General features: G+C 68.2%; 22 protein-coding genes and 1 pseudogene. 15 read left to right on the top strand and 8 right to left on the bottom strand.

Annotated features, from left to right (window positions below; translation table 11 throughout):
• Window positions 1-127: 127 nt before the first annotated feature.
• Complete coding sequence (locus AAD027_RS12285) at window positions 128-958, bottom strand: alpha/beta fold hydrolase (RefSeq protein ID WP_341726479.1); 831 nt, start codon at window positions 956-958, stop codon at window positions 128-130.
• Between the two features lie 293 nt (window positions 959-1251).
• On the opposite strand from AAD027_RS12285, the gene AAD027_RS12290 reads away from it, so the two are divergent.
• From AAD027_RS12290 to AAD027_RS12305, 4 genes are all read left to right on the top strand, one after another.
• Window positions 1252-1497 (top strand): hypothetical protein, encoded by a 246-nt coding sequence (locus AAD027_RS12290; RefSeq protein ID WP_341726307.1) that lies wholly within the window; start codon window positions 1252-1254, stop codon window positions 1495-1497.
• A gap of 144 nt (window positions 1498-1641) precedes the next feature.
• Complete coding sequence (locus AAD027_RS12295; RefSeq protein ID WP_341726308.1) at window positions 1642-2214, top strand: OmpA family protein; 573 nt, start codon at window positions 1642-1644, stop codon at window positions 2212-2214.
• A gap of 241 nt (window positions 2215-2455) precedes the next feature.
• Entirely contained in the window at window positions 2456-2845 is a 390-nt protein-coding gene (locus AAD027_RS12300) for an MAPEG family protein (protein ID WP_341726309.1), read from the top strand.
• A gap of 315 nt (window positions 2846-3160) precedes the next feature.
• Entirely contained in the window at window positions 3161-4234 is a 1074-nt protein-coding gene (locus tag AAD027_RS12305) for a hypothetical protein (protein WP_341726310.1), read from the top strand.
• A 3-nt stretch (window positions 4235-4237) separates the two neighbouring features.
• Here AAD027_RS12305 and AAD027_RS12310 read toward each other — a convergent pair whose 3' ends face one another.
• Genes AAD027_RS12310 through AAD027_RS12320 form a run of 3 tightly spaced genes read right to left on the bottom strand, consistent with a single transcriptional unit; the run spans window position 4238 to window position 5686 of the window.
• Window positions 4238-4459, bottom strand: a complete 222-nt coding sequence (locus AAD027_RS12310) for an RNA-binding S4 domain-containing protein (protein ID WP_341726311.1) — start codon at window positions 4457-4459, stop codon at window positions 4238-4240.
• A 25-nt stretch (window positions 4460-4484) separates the two neighbouring features.
• Complete coding sequence (locus tag AAD027_RS12315; RefSeq protein ID WP_341726312.1) at window positions 4485-5135, bottom strand: hypothetical protein; 651 nt, start codon at window positions 5133-5135, stop codon at window positions 4485-4487.
• A 23-nt stretch (window positions 5136-5158) separates the two neighbouring features.
• Window positions 5159-5686, bottom strand: a complete 528-nt coding sequence (locus tag AAD027_RS12320; RefSeq protein WP_425605452.1) for an RNA polymerase sigma factor — start codon at window positions 5684-5686, stop codon at window positions 5159-5161.
• 164 nt (window positions 5687-5850) lie between these two features.
• Here AAD027_RS12320 and AAD027_RS12325 point away from each other — a divergent pair, with 164 nt between their 5' ends.
• The 5 genes and pseudogenes from AAD027_RS12325 (at window position 5851) to AAD027_RS12345 (ending at window position 10524) form a co-directional block, all read left to right on the top strand.
• Complete coding sequence (locus AAD027_RS12325) at window positions 5851-6879, top strand: fatty acid desaturase (protein WP_341726313.1); 1029 nt, start codon at window positions 5851-5853, stop codon at window positions 6877-6879.
• A 147-nt stretch (window positions 6880-7026) separates the two neighbouring features.
• Entirely contained in the window at window positions 7027-8916 is a 1890-nt protein-coding gene (locus AAD027_RS12330; protein WP_341726314.1) for a DEAD/DEAH box helicase, read from the top strand.
• Between the two features lie 58 nt (window positions 8917-8974).
• A pseudogene (locus AAD027_RS12335) lies at window positions 8975-9070 on the top strand (ArsR family transcriptional regulator); the annotation flags it as partial.
• 147 nt (window positions 9071-9217) lie between these two features.
• Window positions 9218-9937 (top strand): pseudouridine synthase, encoded by a 720-nt coding sequence (locus tag AAD027_RS12340; protein ID WP_341726315.1) that lies wholly within the window; start codon window positions 9218-9220, stop codon window positions 9935-9937.
• A 164-nt stretch (window positions 9938-10101) separates the two neighbouring features.
• Window positions 10102-10524 (top strand): universal stress protein, encoded by a 423-nt coding sequence (locus tag AAD027_RS12345; protein WP_341726316.1) that lies wholly within the window; start codon window positions 10102-10104, stop codon window positions 10522-10524.
• 70 nt (window positions 10525-10594) lie between these two features.
• Here the strand turns inward: AAD027_RS12345 and AAD027_RS12350 are convergent, their stop codons facing one another.
• Complete coding sequence (locus tag AAD027_RS12350; protein WP_341726317.1) at window positions 10595-11554, bottom strand: DMT family transporter; 960 nt, start codon at window positions 11552-11554, stop codon at window positions 10595-10597.
• A 50-nt stretch (window positions 11555-11604) separates the two neighbouring features.
• Between AAD027_RS12350 and AAD027_RS12355 the strand changes: the two genes are divergently transcribed.
• Together AAD027_RS12355 and AAD027_RS12360 are read left to right on the top strand one after the other, a co-directional pair.
• The gene (locus AAD027_RS12355) at window positions 11605-11961 is read left to right on the top strand and encodes a TfoX/Sxy family protein (RefSeq protein WP_341726318.1); all 357 of its coding nucleotides are present in this window, start codon (window positions 11605-11607) and stop codon (window positions 11959-11961) included.
• A gap of 69 nt (window positions 11962-12030) precedes the next feature.
• Window positions 12031-12684: a Pr6Pr family membrane protein gene (locus AAD027_RS12360; RefSeq protein WP_341726319.1), complete on the top strand. Its 654-nt coding sequence runs from the start codon at window positions 12031-12033 to the stop codon at window positions 12682-12684.
• A gap of 146 nt (window positions 12685-12830) precedes the next feature.
• Here the strand turns inward: AAD027_RS12360 and AAD027_RS12365 are convergent, their stop codons facing one another.
• Window positions 12831-13652: a DUF72 domain-containing protein gene (locus AAD027_RS12365; protein WP_341726320.1), complete on the bottom strand. Its 822-nt coding sequence runs from the start codon at window positions 13650-13652 to the stop codon at window positions 12831-12833.
• 95 nt (window positions 13653-13747) lie between these two features.
• On the opposite strand from AAD027_RS12365, the gene rraA reads away from it, so the two are divergent.
• Window positions 13748-14224, top strand: coding sequence for a ribonuclease E activity regulator RraA (gene rraA, locus AAD027_RS12370; protein ID WP_341726321.1), 477 nt, complete (start codon window positions 13748-13750; stop codon window positions 14222-14224).
• Between the two features lie 120 nt (window positions 14225-14344).
• On the opposite strand, the gene AAD027_RS12375 is transcribed toward rraA, so the two are convergent.
• Complete coding sequence (locus tag AAD027_RS12375) at window positions 14345-16156, bottom strand: DUF885 domain-containing protein (RefSeq protein WP_341726322.1); 1812 nt, start codon at window positions 16154-16156, stop codon at window positions 14345-14347.
• Window positions 16157-16268: 112 nt separating this feature from the next.
• Between AAD027_RS12375 and AAD027_RS12380 the strand changes: the two genes are divergently transcribed.
• From AAD027_RS12380 to AAD027_RS12390, 3 genes are read left to right on the top strand one after another with little or no spacing between them, the layout of a single operon-like run.
• Window positions 16269-16619: a GFA family protein gene (locus AAD027_RS12380; protein WP_341726323.1), complete on the top strand. Its 351-nt coding sequence runs from the start codon at window positions 16269-16271 to the stop codon at window positions 16617-16619.
• Window positions 16616-17398, top strand: coding sequence for a DUF4349 domain-containing protein (locus AAD027_RS12385; RefSeq protein WP_341726324.1), 783 nt, complete (start codon window positions 16616-16618; stop codon window positions 17396-17398). Before AAD027_RS12380 ends, AAD027_RS12385 begins: the two co-directional genes overlap by 4 nt.
• A 10-nt stretch (window positions 17399-17408) precedes the next feature.
• Window positions 17409-18293: a DUF2785 domain-containing protein gene (locus AAD027_RS12390; RefSeq protein WP_341726325.1), complete on the top strand. Its 885-nt coding sequence runs from the start codon at window positions 17409-17411 to the stop codon at window positions 18291-18293.
• On the opposite strand, the gene AAD027_RS12395 is transcribed toward AAD027_RS12390, so the two are convergent.
• On the bottom strand, window positions 18277-19704 hold the full coding sequence (locus tag AAD027_RS12395; RefSeq protein WP_341726326.1) for a serine/threonine protein kinase: 1428 nt from the start codon (window positions 19702-19704) through the stop codon (window positions 18277-18279). The genes AAD027_RS12390 and AAD027_RS12395 overlap by 17 nt on opposite strands.
• Between the last annotated feature and the right edge of the window lies 1 nt (window position 19705).

The following is a 19705-nucleotide window of genomic DNA, read 5'->3' on the forward strand; positions in this document are numbered from 1 at the left end:
GTGTCGCCGCATGGGTCCGATAACGACAGGATGCACCGACTCCGCGCGGATGCCGGGCCGCACACACCACGACGCCCCGTCCGGCACGCGGCCGGACGGGGCGTCGGAGCGACGCGCGGTGCCGGGGTCAGCCTTTCGCGAACGCCAGCATGTCGGCGTTGAGCTTGTCCTTGTGCGTATCGGTGATGCCGTGCGGCGCGCCCGCGTAGACGATCAGCTGGCTGTCCTTGACCAGCTTGGCCGAGGCGCGCGCGGCGGCGTCGATAGGCACGATCTGGTCGTCGTCGCCGTGCACGATCAGCGTGGGCACGTCGAACTTCTTCAGGTCCTCGGTGAAGTCGGTTTCCGAGAACGCCTTGATCGAGTCGTAGGTGTTCTTGTGTCCGCCCTGCATACCCTGCAGCCACCAGGCATCGATCACGCCCTGCGAGGGCTTGGCGCCCGGACGGTTGTAGCCGAAGAACGGACCGCTGGGGATGTCCTTGAACAATTGCGCGCGGTTGGCCAGCAGGCCGGCGCGGATACCGTCGAACACGTCGATGGGCAAGCCGCCGGGATTGGCCTCGGTCTTGACCATCAGCGGCGGCACGGCGGAGACCAGGCCGGCCTTCTTCACCCGCTTGGTGCCATGGCGGCCGATGTAGCGCGCCACCTCGCCGCCGCCGGTGGAGAAACCGAACATGGTGATGTCCTTGACGTCCAGGTGATCCAACAACTGCGCCAGGTCGTCGGCGTAGTGGTCCATGTCGTTGCCGTCCCACGGCTGGCTCGAGCGCCCATGGCCGCGACGGTCGTGCGCGATCACGCGGAAGCCGTTGTCGGCCAGGTGGTACATCTGCGACTCCCAGCTGTCCGACGACAGCGGCCAGCCATGGCTCAGCGTCACGACCGGGCCGTCCTTCGGGCCCCAGTCCTTGTAGTAGAGCTGCACATCGTCTCGGGTGGCGAACAGGCCCATGGTCTTTCTCTCTGCAGGTGGGGGAAGGGAAGCGGCGGTCGCGCTGGTGTCAGGCGGCGTCGAGGGCGAGCACGACGACAGCGGCACGATGGCGCCGGCGGTCAGCGCGGCGCCCGCCAGCATCAACTGGCGCCGCCGCAGGTCGATGGCGCGGGGGATTTCCTGGTCGGGCATGTCGGGTTTCCGGCAGGGGCGAGTCGTCCGCGACACTTTTCCATCGGCGGTGTCCTGCCGATTGCATCGGCGTGCGCGGATTCGCCGGGGCGACTGTCGCAGTGGTGGGCGGATGGGGGATGGTGATCGCCTCCGATGGCCCTGGCTGCGATCGACAGGCTGTCGCCGCGGGCAGAATTTGCTTCGACTCTATCGTGATGGGCGTCAAGGTCCCGTGGGCAATCCGTGCCGCCACGTTCACGCCATCGATACGACGTGTTCACGCGACCGGGGGAACTCGCAAGAGCGTTGATGCGAAAGGGATTCACCATCGCGTTTCGTTTCGTGAAAAACATGCGCACGGTTCCATCATGCGGATTGTCTGAACATGTGTTTACGATCTTCACGCCACGCATGAAGCGCATGAATGAAATTCGCGCGGCAGCGCCATTCCTGCTATCGACAATCGACAGGGGCACCCACCGCACGCGCGCTGCCGTGCCGGGTTCCCGATGCAAGGAGATCCCTTCATGGCAAGCGGAACGTCCCGCAACGCCCTACTCGCCGTCAGCCTGCTGACGGTCGCCCTTGGCGGCTGCTCCAACTACATCAAGCGCGACGAGTTCGACAGCACCATTGCCGACCTGCGCGCCACCGACCAGCGCCTGCAGTCGCAGATCGACGCGCTGTCGCAGAAGCACGACGCGCTGGTCACCCGACTGGCCGGCCGCACCCGCGTGGAAACCGGCGCGCATTTCGCCACCAACGACGCCACCCTCGGCGAACAGGACAAGCCGCTGCTGGACGACTTCGCCCGGGTGATCCGCGAGAGCCACGCCGATGCCATCGTCACCGTCGAAGGTTTCGCCGACCCGTCCGGTTCGGCCGCGTACAACAAGCGCCTGGGCCAGCGTCGCGCCGAGGCCGTGCGCGATTACCTGGTCGGCAGCGGCCTGAACGCCGCGCAGGTGCGCGCGGTGAGCTATGGCGAGGATCGCAACCGCCAGGTGCGGGATGGTGCGGTGGGCGAGGCGGGCCGCGACAACCGCCGCGTCGCGCTGGTGATCGACTACGCCGGGGCGCCGCGCACCGCGGCCATGTGACCGCCGGCCAGGCGGGTTCCGCGTTTCCCCGCCCGCGCCGGGCGGGGAGGCGGGGGTGTGCCGGGCGGACTCCGCCGCATGACCTGGGACGCTTGCCAGCGGGCGTGCCGACGCTGGTTCATGCCATTCCCGACCACACGCCGGCCATTCGCTGAAATCCGTTCGCCGACCGAGGGTGGCCGCTCCGCTCCCGGCCGGTGCGCTAGAGTCGCGTCACTGCCATTCGCCGCGGGAGTCCGACATGCCGATCGAACTGAAGATGCTGGCCTGGTCCATCGCCTTGGGGTTGCTGCATGTGCTGGTGGGGGCGGCGCTGGCCACCCGCCAGCGCGGGTTGAAATGGAACGTCGGGGCGCGCGATGCCGTACTGCCGCCGTTGCAGGGCGTGGCCGCCCGGGTCGACCGTGCCCTGCGCAACTTCCTGGAGACATTTCCCTTCTTCGTGGCCGCGGCCCTGGCCGTGGCGCTGCTGGAGCGGGGCGACGCCGCCACCGCATTGGCGGCGCAGGCTTATTTCTGGGCGCGGCTGGTGTACGTGCCGCTGTATGCGGCGGGGATTCCCTACCTGCGCACGCTGGCATGGGCGGTATCGCTATGGGGCATCCTGCAACTGCTGTGGGCGCTGCTCTAGGCGGAAGGGGAGGAGGGAAGTCGTGCGCTTTGCGCACTGCAGGCCGGCGGCCGCGCCGCCTGCAAAGGGTAAGAGTGGGCGCTTTTGCTCTTGCTTGCAGGCGGCGAAGCCGCCGACTTTCCCCTTTCCCATTCCCAGCGGCTTCTGGCCGCGGAGTGGCCGCTGCCGGGTTCATCGAGGGGTGGGGTTGGCAACGCGGTTTGACACTAGACTAGGCATCACCCCACCACGTCACGGCCCGCCCGGCCGCGATGGAACCCCTCAGCACAGCGGATGTTGTCCCGGTACCTGCCCACATCGCGAGCCCTCTGGCCGTTGGCCGCCATCCTGGCGTTGAGCGCCTGCCAGCCCTCGTCGCCGCCGGGCGACAGCGCCCCCGATGCGCAGGCGCAGGCGCCCGGGTCCGAGCCGCCCGCCGGATCGGACCCGGGCAAGCCCCCGGCCGAGGATCCGACCAGTGGCGCGATCTCGACCGAGCCGATGGCCCCGACCGCGCCCGACAGCGGCCTGCCGACCGACTGGCCGCTGGCCAAGGTCAGCTCCGGCACGGCGAGGATCAGTTGCCAGGCCGACTACAACACCGAGCAGGGCGACGGCGAGCCGCTGGAATCGCTGGCCTTCTTCAGCGTGGTGGATGCGTTGTCGCCGTGCCAGAAGGGCGGCGTGCTGCGGCTCCGCTACGAAGGCAAGATCGCCTCGGACTTCACCGACCTGGTCGTGCGCGTGTCCGACATCGCCGCGCGCATGGGCATCGAGAAACGCATCCTGGACATCGACTCCGCTGGCGGCCAGGTCGAGGACGCCATCAAGGCCGGCGACGCCATCGGCGCCACCCGCTGGACCATCTGGGTGCGCGAGGACTCGGTCTGCCACAGCGCATGCGTGTTCGTGCTGGGCGCGGGCGACAACCGCATGATTTCCGGCAGGGTGGGCGTGCACCGCATCATCCGCATGAGTTCCACCGCCACCACGCGCAGCGAGTTGAACCAGGAACTGCGTGGCGTCTACACGCGGGTGAAGGACTACCTGGAGCGCAACGGCGTGGCCGTCGCCGTGGCCGACCTGATGATGACCGTGCCCAACCGCCGCCTGCGCCTGCTGAGCAAGAACGAACTGCAGGAATACGGCCTGGACGGCACCAACGCCGCGCAGGACGACCTGGACCGGCTGCAGTTGATGCGTCGCTGCGGCGAGGATTTCGTGCAGCGGCGCGATGCCTTCATGCGGCGTTTCGACATCGACTGCAAGGCGCCGAACGCCGACCTGGATGCGATGCAGGCGTGCGGACTGGCGCTGCGCGAGCGCTACCAGTTCCCCGACGGCAAGTGCCCGGCCGACAGTCCATTTTCCGAGTTCGACCGCACCGAGGAAGCCAGCGCCGCGCCGTGACCGTCAGGCCGCGGCGGCGACGCGTATCTCGACATCGTCGATCCGCACCACGTGGCCGGCGCGGATCTTGGCGGTTTTGCGCAATTCCACCATGCCATCGACGGTGACCGCGCCGCTGGCGACGATGGCCTTGCCCTGTCCGCCACTGTCCGCGATGCCCACCAGCTTGAGCAGTTGGTTGAGTTCCACGTGGTCGCGGTCCAGTTCGAAATCGATGCGTCGCATGCGGGCAGTGTAAGGCAGGCCGGGTTCACTCCCGTTCGAAGCGCGCGACTTCGTCGAGCAGCCGGCGGCCGCGGCGGATGCTCTGGCTTTCGTCCAAGCTCTCTTGCCGGCCCTGGACGGCGCGGCGGCGGTGTTGCCAATACATCGCCGCCATCGTGGCCAGCCACCCGACCACGCCGATCGCGAGGCTGGCGCTGATCCAGACGGGCGTGCCGGCCGAGGGATCCACTTCGCCCAGTCCGGCGAAGCCCACCACCACCAGCACCCACATGATCCACCAGGGAAGTCCGCAGACGTTGGCGTTGATGGCGTAGAAGCGCCGCAGCAGGGCGAACTTCTTCTGGATCTTCATCACCGGCGCGGCATAGTCGACGCTGGCGATCAGGCTCATGGTGATGCTGGCCATCACGATGGTCACAACGCCGAAGGCGTGCAGCAGGATGCCGGTGGCGAACAGCCCGGGCACGTCGGTGTTGCGCGTCCAGCAGGCGACGCCCAGCAGCAGGATGCACAGGCCCAGGACGGCCTGCAGGGCCTGGCCCCAGAACAGCGGGCGCAGGCTGCTGCGCACCTTGTCCAGCTTGCGGTCGCGCAGGAGTTGCCACTGGATCTCTTCCTGGCGTTCGAGTCGTTGCCCCAGCGCTCGCCAGGCCGCTTTCAGATCGTCCGGTTCCATGATTGTTTTCCTCGCGTGTGCGTTCAGAGTTCGTCGCGGATGCGTTGCTTGAGGCGGCCGATCTTGGTCGCCACGTTGGTTTCGCTGATGCCCAGGACATCGGCGATGTCCCGGTAGCTGTGGTCTTCCAGGTAGAGCAGCAGCAGGGCGCGGTCCAGCGCCGGCTGCTGGCGGATGAAGCGGTACAGCAGGTCGACCTGCTGTTGCGCCTCGTGGTCGTGCGCGCGCGGATCGGCGGTGTCGTGGCGCGCGTCGTCCCAGGATTCGGCCTGTTGCGGCCCGCGTGTCCGCTGGCGGACATGGGAAATGGCCACGTTCAGGGCGATGCGGTACATCCATGTAGCGAACGGGCGCGCGGGGTCGTAGCCGGGGAACGATCGCCAGAGTTGCGCGGCGATCTCCTGCGCCAGGTCGTCGCGGTCGTCGGGGTGCCAGGCGTAGGTGCCCGCCACCTTCACCACGATGCCGCGATGCTGCAGCAGCAAGGCCTGGAACCGTTGGGCGGTCGCTTCGTCGGTGCGGGTGTCCATCTGTGCGGTGGTCGATGCCATCCCCATTGCCTTTGCCGATTGTGCGGGTCTGGAGGGTGATTCGCGGGGAGGGCGGAAAAATCACAGCCGTCACGGATTCGTGCACGCCACATGAAGGACTGGCGCCGTACGCTAGCGGACGGCACGTATTGAGCGGACAATCAGGCCGACCCTTGGAGAATCCCTTGAGCGCTGCCGCCACGTTGTCCAACCCCGCCGCGCAGCTGCGCACCCTGTGCGCGCCCTTCGCCAAGCCGAAGATCGGCCGCGCCGTATGGCAACTGCTCAACACATTGCCGCCGTTGCTGGTGCTGTGGGCGCTGATGGCCTGGAGCGTGGTCGATGGCTGGGGCTACGGCTGGACGCTGCTGATGGCGGTTCCGGCGGCCGGGCTGTACGTGCGGCTTTTCATCATCCAGCACGACTGCGGCCATGGTTCGTTCTTCGCCAGCCGCCGCGCCAACGACATCGTCGGCGGCTGCCTGGGCGTGATCACCCTGTTCCCCTACGGCTACTGGAAGAAGACCCACGCCATCCACCATGGCACTTCCGGCAACCTGGACCGCCGCGAGATGGGCGACATCGAAACCCTGACCGTGGCCGAGTACGAAGCGCTGCCGTGGATCAGGCGCCTGGGCTACCGCCTGTACCGCAGCACGCCGGTGCTGCTGGGCGTGGGGCCGCTGTACCAGTTCGTCATCAAGCACCGCTTCCCGTTCGACCTGCCTTTCAGCTGGAAGAAGGAGTGGGCCAGCGTGATGACCAACAACCTGGCGCTGGCTTTGACCGTGCTGGGGCTGGGCTTCGTGATCGGCTGGCACACGGTGCTGCTGGTGCACCTGCCCATCGTGCTGATCGCCGGCGCGGTGGGCGTGTGGCTGTTCTACGTGCAGCACACCTTCGAGGAGGCCTACTGGTCGCGCCGCGAAGACTGGGATGCCGGGCAGGCCGCCATGGTGGGCAGTTCCTTCCTGGACCTGCCGCAGGTGCTGCACTGGTTCACCGGCAACATCGGCTACCACCACATCCACCACCTGGCCTCGCGGATCCCCAACTACCGGCTGCGCGAGGCGTTCGAGTCCAGCGAGTTGCTGCGCATGGCGCCGCGGCTGACCCTGTGGAGCAGCCTGAAATGCGCCCGCCTGAAGCTGTGGGACGAACAGACGCGCCGCATGGTGGGCTTCGGCCGCCGGATGCGCCGCAGCGCCGACTGACAGTTTCGGCCGGCTCCGGGCCGCCGGTGGCGGCCCTCGGCAGGCTAACCCGATGGCCCGCGGACCCGTCCGGGGCGACAGGGCAGGGCCCGAAGGCGCACAATATGCGGCTGGCGTGCGACTCCGCGACGCCTCCGGAGTAGCCGCATGTCCACCGAATCCCCCGCCTCCCCCCTGCTGTTCGCCGACCTGAACCTGCCCGCCACGGTCATGGCCGCGATCGCCGAGGTGGGTTACGAGACCCCGTCGCCGATCCAGGCGGCCACCATTCCGGCCATGCTGGCCGGCCGCGACGTGCTGGGCACCGCCCAGACCGGCACCGGCAAGACCGCCGCGTTCGCGCTGCCGGTGCTGGCCAACATCGACATGCAGGCCGGCAAGCCGCAGGCGCTGGTGCTGGCGCCCACGCGCGAGCTGGCCATCCAGGTGGCCGAGGCGTTCCAGAAGTACGCCGGCAAGATCCCCGGCTTCCACGTGCTGCCCATCTACGGCGGCCAGAGCTACCACCCGCAGCTGCACGCGCTGAAGCGCGGCGTGCACGTGGTGGTGGGCACGCCCGGCCGCGTCATCGACCACCTGGAGCGCGGTTCGCTGGACCTGTCCGGCCTGACCACCCTGGTACTGGACGAAGCCGATGAGATGCTGCGCATGGGCTTCATCGACGACGTCGAGACGGTGCTGAAGAAGACCCCGGAAACGCGTCAGGTGGCGTTGTTCTCCGCGACCATGCCGCCGGCGATCCGCCGCATCGCGCAGACCTACCTGAAAGACCCGGTCGAGGTGAACATCGCCTCCAAGACCACCACCTCGGCCAACATCCGCCAGCGTTACTGGTGGGTCAGCGGCATGCACAAGCTGGATGCGTTGACCCGCATCCTGGAAGTGGAGCCCTTCGACGGCATGATCGTGTTCGCCCGCACCAAGGCGGCGACCGAGGAACTGGCCGACAAGCTGCAGGCGCGTGGCCTGGCCGCCGCCGCCATCAACGGCGACATGCAGCAGGCCGCGCGCGAGAAGACCATCCAGCAGCTCAAGGACGGCAAGCTGGACATCCTGGTGGCCACCGACGTGGCCGCGCGCGGGCTGGACGTGGAGCGCGTCAGCCATGTGCTGAACTACGACATCCCGTACGACACCGAAAGCTATGTGCATCGCATCGGCCGCACCGGCCGCGCCGGACGCAGCGGCGAGGCGATCCTGTTCGTCACCCCGCGCGAGAAGGGCATGCTGCGCGCGATCGAGCGCGCCACCCGCCAGCCGATCGAGGAAATGCAGCTGCCCAGCGTGGAAGCGGTGAACGACCGCCGGGTGGAGAGGTTCCTGTCGCGCATCACCGACACGCTGGCGGCCGGCAAGGCGGGCGAGTTCCGCGCGCTGATCGAACGCTACGAGCGCGAACAGAACGTGCCGGCGGTGGATATCGCCGCGGCGCTGGCGCAACTGGTGCAGGGCGATACCCCGCTGCTGCTGTCGCAGGACCGCGCACCGCGCGAGCGCCCTGTGGGAGGGGCTTCGGCCCCGACCGGCAAATACGGGCGCAGTGGGAACGTCGGGGCTGAAGCCCCTCCCACGAGAAGCGCGCGCTTCGACAAGCCCGAGCGCCCGCGCATCGAACGCCCCGACTTCGACCGACCGCGCGCCGACAAGCCGCCGCGCGGCGCGCCGGAAGTGGGCATGGAGAGCTACCGCATCGAAGTGGGCCACGCCCACGGCGTGAAGCCGGCCAACATCGTCGGCGCCATCGCCAACGAGGCCGGGCTGGAAAGCCGCTACATCGGCCGCATCGACATCCACGACGACTACACCGTGCTGGATCTGCCCGAAGGCATGCCGCGCGAAGTGCTGACCCACCTGAAGAAGGTCTGGGTGTCCGGCCAACAATTGCGCATCCACAAGGCCGGCGAAGAGGCGGGCGACGCGCCGCCCCGCCGTTTCGGCAAGCCCGGCACCGGCAAACCGGGTGGCGGCAAGCCGGGTTTCAAGCCGCATGCCGGCAAACCGCACCGCAAGGGCCCGCCGCGCTCCAGCGGCGAGTGACTCACGCGGGGTCCGCGCCATGCCGGACCGTCGGATCCTGCCGCTGGATGACCGCGTTCTGGTCAACACCCTCAGCCAGTTCGCTTTCGAGATATGCCCGGTGGGCGGTCCGCTGAAGCGCGAATCGCGCAAGGCGAAGAAAGCCGCCGGTTGAGCCAAGCCGCGGCTTCGGCTTGGATTGTGGGAGCGACATCAGTCGCGACCGGAAATATCCACGTCGCGACTGACGTCGCTCCCACAGGGGAAGTTCCGCGAAGACTTTCCCGCTGCACCCGCGCCGGCGATCGCCGATAATGCCAGGATGACCCAGCGCCTGAACAAACACATCGCCGAGACCGGCTTCTGTTCCCGCCGCGAAGCGGACCGGTTGATCGCCGAACGTCGCGTCACCGTGAACGGCATCGCCGCGGGCGTCGGCGCGGTGGTGGGCGAGGGCGACGAAGTGCGCGTGGACGGACAGCCGCTGAAGGCGCGTGCGGCCAGGGCCGGCAAGCGCAAGCATGTCTACATCGTGCTGAACAAGCCGGTCGGCATCACCTGCACCACCGAATCGTCGGTGAAGGGCAACATCGTCGAATTCGTCGGCCACGAGCAGCGCATCTTCCCGATCGGCCGGCTCGACAAGGATTCGGAGGGACTGATCCTGCTGACCAGCAACGGCGACATCGTCAACCAGATCCTGCGCGCGGAGAACCGCCACGAGAAGGAATACCTGGTCGCCGTCAACAAGCCGGTCACCGACGAGTTCCTGCGTGGCATGGCGCGCGGCGTGCGCGTGCACGGGCAGACGACGCTGCCGTGCCGCGCCAGCCGCATCGCCAAGTTCGGTTTCCGCATCACGCTGACGCAGGGCCTGAACCGGCAGATCCGCCTGATGGCGGCGGCCTTCGACTACCGCGTGACCCAGTTGCGCCGCGTGCGCATCGACAACATCAAGCTGGGCGACCTGAAGCCGGGACGCTGGCGCAACCTGACCGACCAGGAACTGCAGGGCCTGCTGCCGCAACAGCAGGTGTGGTGAGCGACGCACGCCTTGCGCGCGGACATGGCCCCATGACCAAGCCTCGCAAGACGGTTACCGCTGATCGGGCCGTTTGATCAAAATCAATGCCGCCCGCCCCTGGCTCGGGCATCCTCAAGGCCAGGGCGGAGCATCGGGACTTCGCCAGGCACCGGAGAAAGCCCATGAAGATCCTGTTGGCCGTGGATGGGAGCCAGATCGGTTTGACCGCCGTGCACCAGGTGGTGGAACTGGCCAAGGCGCTGGCCGAACCGCCCACGGTGACATTGCTGTATGCCGACCCGCCGCTGCTGCGCTCGGTGGCGCTGGAACTGGGCAACGATGGCGTGCAGAGCTACCACGCCGAGAACGGCGCCTACGCGCTGAAGAAGGCGCGCGCCGCCTTGAAGCGCGCCAAGCTGCCGTTCGTGGAGAAGGTGGTGGTGGGCGAGCCGGCCGACTCCATCGTCAAGCAGGCCAAGGCCGAGAAAGCCGACCTGGTGGCGATGGGCACGCATGGCCGTGGCGCATTGAAGCAACTGCTGGTCGGCTCGGTGGCGCTGAAGGTCATCGCGACCAGTCCCGTGCCGGTGCTGGTCGCCCGTTGAACCGTGCGAGAGGGGCGCTCCCGGGTCGGGCGTCCCCTCGACGCGCTTGAAAAGCGCGGCCGCTCGCGGTTCAGTCCACCAGGCCCTTCGCTTCGGACGTGCCCAGCACTTCCGGGTGGTGGATTTCTTCCTGCCGGGATTTCCTGTCGCCCAGCAGCGGATGCAGGAACACCGCCGCCAGGATGATCGCCACGCCCAGGTAGAACAGTGGCGTCAGTTCGCGCTGTTCGCCCAGCAGCACGATGGCCAGCAGGATGGCGTAGATCGGTTCCAGGTTGGTGACCAGCTGCACGCCGTAGGCGCTGAGATGGCGCAGCGCCACCAGCGACAGCGCGAACGGCAGCAGCGTGCACAGCAGCGACAGCACCAGCAGCAGCATGCCGTCTTTCAGGCTGGGCAGGACGAACAGGTCGCCGGCGAACGAGGGGAAGATCGCCGGCATCAGCGGTGCAAGCAAGGTCAGCAGCAGCGTGCCCGCGCCCAGTTCCAGCCCGGTGATGGTGAGCGGTTCGCCATGCTCGATCAGGCGCTTGTTCAACGGGCCGAAGATCGCCACCAGCAGCGCCGAGATCGCGCCGACCACCACGCCCAGGCGCATGCCGTCGGGGATGCCGCCGACCACCAGCGCCACGCCGGGCAACACGGCCAGGCCGAACAGCAGTTCGCGCACGGAAAAAGGGCGGCGCGTGAGCCAGGGTTCGATGACCGAGGTGAAGGCCGGCGCCAAGGCGATGCAGGTGACCGCCACCGAGGCGTTGGACAGCTTGATGGCGCCATAGAAGGTCAGCCAGTGCAGGGCGACCACCACGCCGATGCCGCAGTACGCCAGCACCAGCTTCGCCGGCATCGCGCGCAGTCCGCGCCAGACACGCGGCACCAGCGCCAGCGCGGCCACCACCAGCAGCATGCGCCACCACACCAGCGGCAGGGCGGTCAGGCTGATCAGTTTCCCCAGGATGGGCGTGAAACCCCAGAGCAGGACGCAGAAATGGATCTGTAGCTGGGCTTTGGTGGTGGGAAGCATGGGCATCCCGCTATTGTGCGGGAAGCCGTATGGGCTGGCGATGCCGGGAGATGCCGATGGACGATGCGGAACGCACCTTTCTCGCGGACCTGTTTGCGCTGCTGGGGCCGGTGGCGTTGCGGGCGATGTTCGGCGGACACGGGCTGTACCACGACGGCATCATCATCGGCATCGTGGTCGACGGCGAGGTATACCTGAAGACCGATGCGCAGACGCAGCCGATATTCGCAGCAGCAGGGGGCGAGCCATTCGTCTACGTCTCCCGCCAGCGGACCGTTGCGATGAGTTACTGGTCCGTGCCGGCCGAGGCGATGGAATCCGCGACGGAAATGCTGCCATGGGCCAGGCTGGCCCACGCGGCCGCGCTGCGCACTGCGGTGCGCAAGCCCGCCGCCAGGACGCGTCGGAAATAGCGGACGCGGCTGCACCGACGTTCGTCCCTCCCGTCATGGCATGCTGTGGGCAGACGCCAGGAACCCGCCATGCCCGCCGGATCCCTTTTCTCTCCCGCCAGCCGCCTGGGCGTCGCCGCGACCGGTGGGGTCGCGCTGGCGTCGCTCGCCCTGCAGTACGCGCTGATCCTGCTGCTGACCCGCGATAACATCGGTCCCATGCTGGGTACCGTGCGGTTCTTCAGTTACTTCACCATCCTGAGCAACCTGGCGGTATCGCTGGTCGCGCTGCATGTGGTGTTCGCGCGCACGGGATTCTTCACGCGCCCATCGGTGCGCGCCGCCGTCGCGCTCTACATCGGCATCACCGGCCTCGTCTATGCCGTCATCCTGCGCCATACCTGGAACCCGGAAGGCGCGATGTGGTGGTCGGACGCGGGCCTGCACTATGCCGTTCCCGCGCTTTACCTGGCGTGGTGGCTGTGGCTGGCGCCGCGCGGCGCGCTGGCGTGGCGCCAGGTAGCGGGCTGGCTGCTGTTCCCGGCCGTCTACGTGGCGTGGATATTCCTGCGGGGGGAATGGCTGGGCGAATATCCCTATCCGTTCATCGACGTGGCGCAGCTCGGTTGGCAGCAGGTGCTGGTCAACGCTTTCTGCCTGTTGCTGCTGTTCCTGGTCGTGGGCCTGGCGCTGGTGGCGCTGGACCGTCTGCTGGCGCGTCGGCAGGCGGCAGCCGCGACGTGAGTCGCGATCCGCGTCGCGACTATCGTTTTCGTACCACTGTTTCTGATGCGGCCGGCGTTGGCGTGGCACTGCATATGCTGTTGAAGCGGCACTGCGTTATCGACGCAGAAAGCGTCGCGCCCGAGGGCGTTCCTGCGGGCGCTTCGTCACGGCAGCAAGCGGATCAGCGCCATCGCCGCGGCCGGATTGCGTTCCTTGGTGCTGCTGATGAAGAACACGAACACATCGCGTCGCGGCAGCGCGGGCGCCGGACCGGCCGCATGCGGCAATTCGGCGATGTCCTCCCCGCGGGCCCAGGCCTGCGCGCGCGTGGCCCACTGCATCAGTTCGGCCGGCGGGTAACCGGTCTCGATGGGCTGGGAGCGCATCAGCCGCGCATAGGCGAAATCCGCGGTCAGGTCGGCGAAGGAAGGGTGTTCGGGGGAGTCGGTGAACACGGTGGCGACCCGGTGTTTCCGCGCCAGTCCGATCAGTTCGTCGCCGACCGCCGCCGGGTCGCGGATTTCCAGCGCATGGCGCAGAGGGCGGCCGTTGAGCGCACGCGGCAGCAGGCCGAGGAGCTCGTCCAGTTCGCCGGCTTCGACGCGGCGGCCCTTCTCGAACTGCCAGACCAGCGGTCCCAGTTTTGCGCCCAGTTCGCCGATGCCACCGACGAAATCCTCGACCTGCGCCCGCGCCGAGGCCAGCGAACGCGACTGCATGATGCGCTTGGGCGCCTTGGCCGAGAACACGAAGCCATCCGGCGCTTCGTCGCGCCACTTCGCGTAGGTGGCGGGCTTCTGCGTGCCGTAGTAGGTGCCGTTGATCTCGATGGCGGTCAGCCGGCGGCTGGCGAATTCCAGTTCGCGCCGCTGCGGCAGGCCGGCGGGATAGAAATTGTTGCGCCAGGGCGCGAAAGTCCAGCCTCCGATGCCCACGCGGATGCCATGGGGCGCGGAAGGCGGAGGTGCGGCGAACAGGTCGTCCATGCGGGGATCATCGAGGGGAAGACTGCCGCGGCAGGATAGCCCGGCCCGCGGACATGCGCGTTACCATCGTGTCACCGTCCTTCCCGGAATCCGCCATGTCCTGGACCACGCCCGACCTCTGCGACCGGTTCCCGGATGTGCGCGTGCCCGAACCGGTGTTCCGCCACTACGGCGGTCGTACCGCTTTTTGCGGGCGGGCGGCCACCGTGCGTTGCTTCGAGGACAACTCGCGCGTTCGAGAACTCGCCGGCACGCCCGGCGAAGGCCGGGTGATGGTGGTCGATGGCGGCGGCTCGCTGCGGCGCGCGCTGCTGGGCGACCAGATCGCGGCCAACGCGGTGAAGAACGGTTGGGCCGGTTTCCTGATCTTCGGCTGCGTGCGCGATGTCGAAGCGCTGGCGCAGTTGCCGCTGGGCGTGCAGGCGCTGGCCGCGCATCCGATGAAAACCGAGAAACGCGGGCTGGGCGAGGTGGAGGTCGAAGTGCGGTTCGCCGGCGTGCCGATCGCGCCCGGCGACTGGATCTATGCCGACGGCAATGGCGTGGTTGTCGCGAACGCGAAGCTGGAGTGAACACAGCGCCCTTGTAGGAGCGCCCCATGGGCGCGATGCCTTTCCGTGGCCGCATGAAAAGCATCGCGGGCATGGCCCGCTCCTACAAGGGATAGGCGCGAGCGGCCGCCGGCCCGAGCCTTACCGGATCGGTTCGTCCAGTATCAGCTGGCGCACGAAGCGCACCGGCGGCGCACCGTAGGACAGCACCTGGTCGTGGTAGGCCTTCAGGTCGAACTGCGCGCCCTGGCGCGCTTCCACCGCCTTGCGCAGGTCGAAGTGCTCCTGCGCACCGACGAAGTACGTGGGCAGTTGCGCCGAGGTCAGTTGCGCGCGCGTCCACTTGCCGGCCGCTTCGCGTTCCTGCTGGAAGGTCTGGCGCACCATCAGGTCCATCGCCTGCTCGCGCGTCCAGCCGTCCACGTGCACGCCCTGGTCGAGGATCGCGTTGCCGATGCTGCGCAGGTAGAACTTCAGCTGCACCAGGCGGAACAGCGGATCGTTGTCCAGGTAGCCGGCGTCGGCCATCATCCGTTCGGTGTAGACGGCCCAGCCTTCGGCGAACATGCCCGAGCGCAGCACCGCGCGCAGTGTGGACGGGAACTTGGCCGAGTGCCAGCCTTCCAGGTAGTGGCCCGGCGTGCCCTCGTGGATGCTCAGCAGGTGGATCATGCGGCTGTTGTATTCGCGCAGGAACGAATCGACCTGCTGCTGGTTCCAGTCGTCCGGGATCGGCGACACCGCGTAGAACGTCTTCAGGCCCTTGTCGAGCGGGCCGGGCGAATCGCAGTACGCCACCGCCACGCCGCGCTGGAATTCCGGCATCAGGATGATGTCCACCGGCGCGTCGGCCAGCGTCACCAGGTCCTTGTTGCGGACGAATTCGGTGGCCTGGGCCAGTGCGGCTTCGGCATCGGCGACCACTTTGTCGCGCGCGGGGCGCTCGGCGTAGGCCAGTTCCAGCGCCGCTTCGATGGCCTTCTGCTGTTCATCGGCGGTGGGTGTGTCGGGCATCGCGGGGGCGTTTGGCTTGTCCTTCAGCACGGTGCGCGCGATGCCGTACATCTCCTCGCGCACGCGCTTGAGCTCGCCTTCGGCGCGCTGCTTGATGTCGGCCCGGGACAGCGAAGACAGCAGCGCGAACTGCAACTTCTGGTCGTAGATCTCCGCGCCCACGCGGAAGTCGCCCCTGGCGTTGGGCACCAGCGTCTTGTCCAGCCACGCCTGGTGTTCGGCCACGGCCTGCTTCAGTGTTTCGATGGCTGCTTCCGCCTGCTGGCGGTCGGCGTCCGCCAGTTCCGTCAGGTGCGGTGCGATGAAGCCGTCGACGATGCTGAGGATGCCCGCGTTCTGCTTGGCCACGGTTTCGGCATGTACCTTGGGTACGCGCGCCGGATCGAGATTCTCGCGCGCCTGCGCCAGCAGCGCGGGCAGCTTCTGCATGCGCGCGGTGGCGGACTTCAGGCGCTCGGGCAGCGGGGCGAATTCGCGCGCCATCAGCCCGTACAGCGCGCTGCCGGCCAGGCCGCTGTAGACCTGCGGGTCCCAGGCCCAGCTTTGCAGCGATTCGCTGGTCCAGAGGTCGTACTGCAACTGGTTGCGCAGGATCGCGGCGTCCACCTGGTTTTCGCGCGACAGCGCGGCCACGTCCAGGGCATCCAGTTCGGCCAATATCCGCTTGCCGAAGTCCAGGCCCTGCTGCCGGCCGGCGGCGCTCAGGTCGTCCAGTTCGCCGTCGTATTTGTGCTCGCCGATCTGGGTGGCGCTGACCGGCGACAGCCGCAGCCAGCCCTCCAGGGCGCGCCGGGACAGGTCGGCGAAGGCGGCATCGGCCTGCGCGGTGTCGGCGGCCGTGGCCGCGGCGCCCGCGTTGGCGGGAACGGTCGGCGCCTCGGACTTCTGGCAGGCGGCCAGGGCGGCGATCAGGGCGGCGGCGAGCAGGGTATGGCGCATCGGGACTCCTGGTGCGTTGCGGCATGGACGGAGCCACAAGCATAGAGATTCGCGCACATCGTGGCACCTGCCATTTGGATTACCCTTGCCCCTTCACGACGGGAGGAAGGGCATGAAGCACGAAGGTAGCTGCCATTGCGGCAGGATCGCATTCGAGGTGGAGGGCGAGATCAACGAGGTCACCGACTGCAACTGCTCGCTGTGCCGGCGGCGCGGCGGCCTGCTGTGGTTCGGCCCGCGCGAGGCGCTGGTGCTGAAGACGCCCGAGGCCCACCTGTCCACCTATACCTTCAACAAGCACCACATCCAGCATCGCTTCTGCGCCGACTGCGGCATCGCCGTGTTCGGCGAAGCGGCGCATCCGGCCACCGGCGCGCAGATGGTCGCGGTCAACGTGCGCTGCCTGCCCGGTGTGGATCTGGCCGCCCTGAAGGTCAATGCCTTCGACGGGGCCAGCCTGTGACGGGTTGCAAGCGTATCCGTGCGTCGCCGCTGGTGCTGTTGGCGGTCTTCGCGCTGGCGGCATGCGCCAAGCAGGAATCGGCCAGGCTGCCCAGCGCGTCCCTGGTCCTGAATGCGCCGCAGGGCGAGTTCCTGGCCTATGAGCACGACGTGGAGGTGGCGCTGGCCGGGGAGCGGATTCCGGCCGCGCTGAAGGCCGCGCAGGCGAGTTGCCAGCGCAAGGCGTTCGGCGACTGCGTGGTGCTGCACGTCAGTCAGCAGGGCGGAGATCACCCGCGCGGCGTGCTGACGGTGCGGATCGTGCCGGCGGGCGTGGAGCCGATGATCGCGTCGGCCAGTGCTGGCGGCGAGGTCGGCGACCGCAGCACCCACGCCGAGGACCTGGCCGAGGCGGTGCGCGACAACACGCTGGCCCGCACGCGGTTGCAGAAGGAACAGGCGCGCCTGCTGGAATTCCAGCAACGCCGCGACCTGTCCGTGGCCGACATGATCGCGTTGTCGCAACAGCTGTCGCAGGTGGAAGCCAAACTGCAACTGGCCGAGCAGGAAGCCGCCCAGCACCAGCGCCGCATCCAGACGCAGAAGCTGACCTTGCGCTTCCAGCCGCCGGGTGGTCAGAGCGGGCGAGGCGAGATCCGCCAGGCGGTGCGCGATTTCTTCGCCACGCTGGCGACCGGCACGGCGTGGACGATCCGCGCGGTGGCGTTCCTGATCCCGGTGCTGGTGGCGCTGGCCATCCTGTTCTCCCTGTGGCGCCGCCTGCGGCGACGCAAAACCTGAGGAAACGAGCATGCGTATCGCGTCATGGTGGCTGTGTTGCCTGTGTGGGCTGGTGCCGATGGCCCACGCGGCCTGTCCGCCGGAAGGTACCGATGCCAGTTCGCTGCAATTGCTGCGGGAACAGAAATTCGCGGTGCCGGACGACACTCGCGCCACCCTGGCGACGGAGCTGCTGGATTGCCTGGACAACCCGGATCCGGCATTGCGCGACGGCGTTGCCTACGAAGGCCTCTCCGCCTGGTTGCGCGCCGACCAGCTGAATGCCGGACAACGGCGCGCGATGCGCGACCGGCTCTACGCGATGCTGGAAGAACCCGATGCCGATGGATTCCGCACGCCGTTCGCCGCACTGGTGCTGTCGGAGATCGCGCGCACCGACCGCATCGAGCCGTGGATGTCGGCGCGCGAGCGGAATGATATGGTGAAGCGCGCATCGGCCTATCTGTCCGCCGTGCGCGATTACCGCGGCTACGACGATACGGAGGGATGGCGGCACGGCGTGGCCCATGGCGCCGACTGGCTGCTGCAACTCACGCTCAACGAGCAGGTGGAGCGCAAGCAGGCGGATGCGATGCTGGCCGCCGTCGCCAGCCAGGCGGTGCCGGAAAGCGCGCACGCCTATGTGTTCGGGGAGCCGGGCCGGCTGGCGCGGCCGGTGATCCATGCGGCCAGGCGCGGCTTGCTGACCGAGGTGGAATGGACGGTGTGGTTCTCCGCCTTGCCGCCGCGCCTGGGCGAAGCGAAGAGCGCCTATGCCGACAGCGCCTGGCTGGCGCGCCGGCATGACCTGATGGCGTTCCTGATGAGCGTCTACCTGGAAGCGGACCAGTCCGCCGACGCCAACATCCGCGCGTTGAAGCCGGCGGTGGTGAACGCGCTCAAGGCGGTGCCGTAGCCTCCGCCGCCCCGTCCGCGCGGCTGCGCACCACGGTGGTGGTGCAGTTGGCCTCGGCCACCACGCGGGCGGACACGCTGCCCAGAATGCGGCGCACGCCGGTGACGCCGCGCGCGCCCATGATCAGGTGATCGATGACGTTGTTGCGTGCGTAGTCGACCAGCGCGTCGGCGACATCGCTGGATTCCAGCACGTGGAAGGTGATGCGGTGGTGCGGCAGCTCCAGCGGGCGCGCCCAGTCGCGCAGGCCGACCAGGCGTTTGACGTGGCGGTTGCGGCCGTCGGCATCGAGGTTGCTGTCCAGGCCGATGCGTGCGGTGCGCATCACGGTGATGCAGGCCAGCCGAGCGCCGGGCGAGGTCTGCACGATGCGCTGGACGGTGTCGCGCAGCGCGTCGTTCAGGCCGAGATCGTGGTGCTTCAGATCCACGGCGACCATGATCAGCGGTGCGCGCGCGGCATCGGCCACGTTCGTCTTCTGCGCGATGTCGTGGCCCACGAAGCGCCACCAGCGCCGCGTGGTGGCCAGGGCGCCGCTGCGCTGCATGCGCTCGCCGCGTTCGGTCAGCACCACCTGCTCGGGATGTTGCAGGTCGAACGCCAACTGCGCGGCCGTGGGATGGCGCGCGTCCGCATCGACTTCCAGGCAGCGCAGGATGATTTCCTGCAGCCAGCGCGGCAGGTCGGGCACCAGGCTGCGCGGCGGCGCGGGGTCCTGGTAGAAGCGCCGTTTCAATCCACGCTGGCTGGACGGAAAGCCGAACGGGCGTTGTCCCGTCGCCAGGTGGTACAGGGTGACGCCCAGCGCGAACAGGTCGCTGCGCGGGTCGCTGCGGATGCCCAGCACCTGTTCCGGCGCGATGTAGGGCGCGGTGCCCATCGGGATGTGGAACTGTTCGGCCAGCAGGTCCGGGAGCTGCGAATGGCGCGACAGGCCGAAGTCGATCAGGACGATGCGCTCGCCGTTCGCGTCGGCGTGCAGCAGCAGGTTGCTCGGCTTGATGTCCAGGTGCACCACGTGCTGCCGGTGCAGGTCTTCCAGTGCCAGCGCCGACAGCGCGCCCAGATGGGCGACGCGGTCCGCGGGCAACGGCGTCCGGTCCAGCAGCGGGCGCAGCGTGTCGCCGGAGACGTGTTCCATCACCAGGTAGGGTTGGTCCTCGTAGTCGCCGGTGGCGATGTAGCGCGGCACGTGCGGGCCACGCAGCACCGGCAGCAGCATGCGTTCCACTTCGAAGCCGACGATCTGGCTGACCGCCTCGCCGTACTGGATGCGCGGCAGCTTCATCAGCATCGGCAGGGCATGGTCGGGATGGCGGACGCGCCACAGCGTGGCCATGCCGCCCTCGTGCAGCGGTTCCTCCAGGGTGAAGCCGTCGATCGCCAGTCCCGCATGCAGTTTCACCGGCATG

It is taken from the genome of Pseudoxanthomonas putridarboris, assembly GCF_038321125.1.
GTDB lineage: Bacteria > Pseudomonadota > Gammaproteobacteria > Xanthomonadales > Xanthomonadaceae > Pseudoxanthomonas_A > Pseudoxanthomonas_A putridarboris.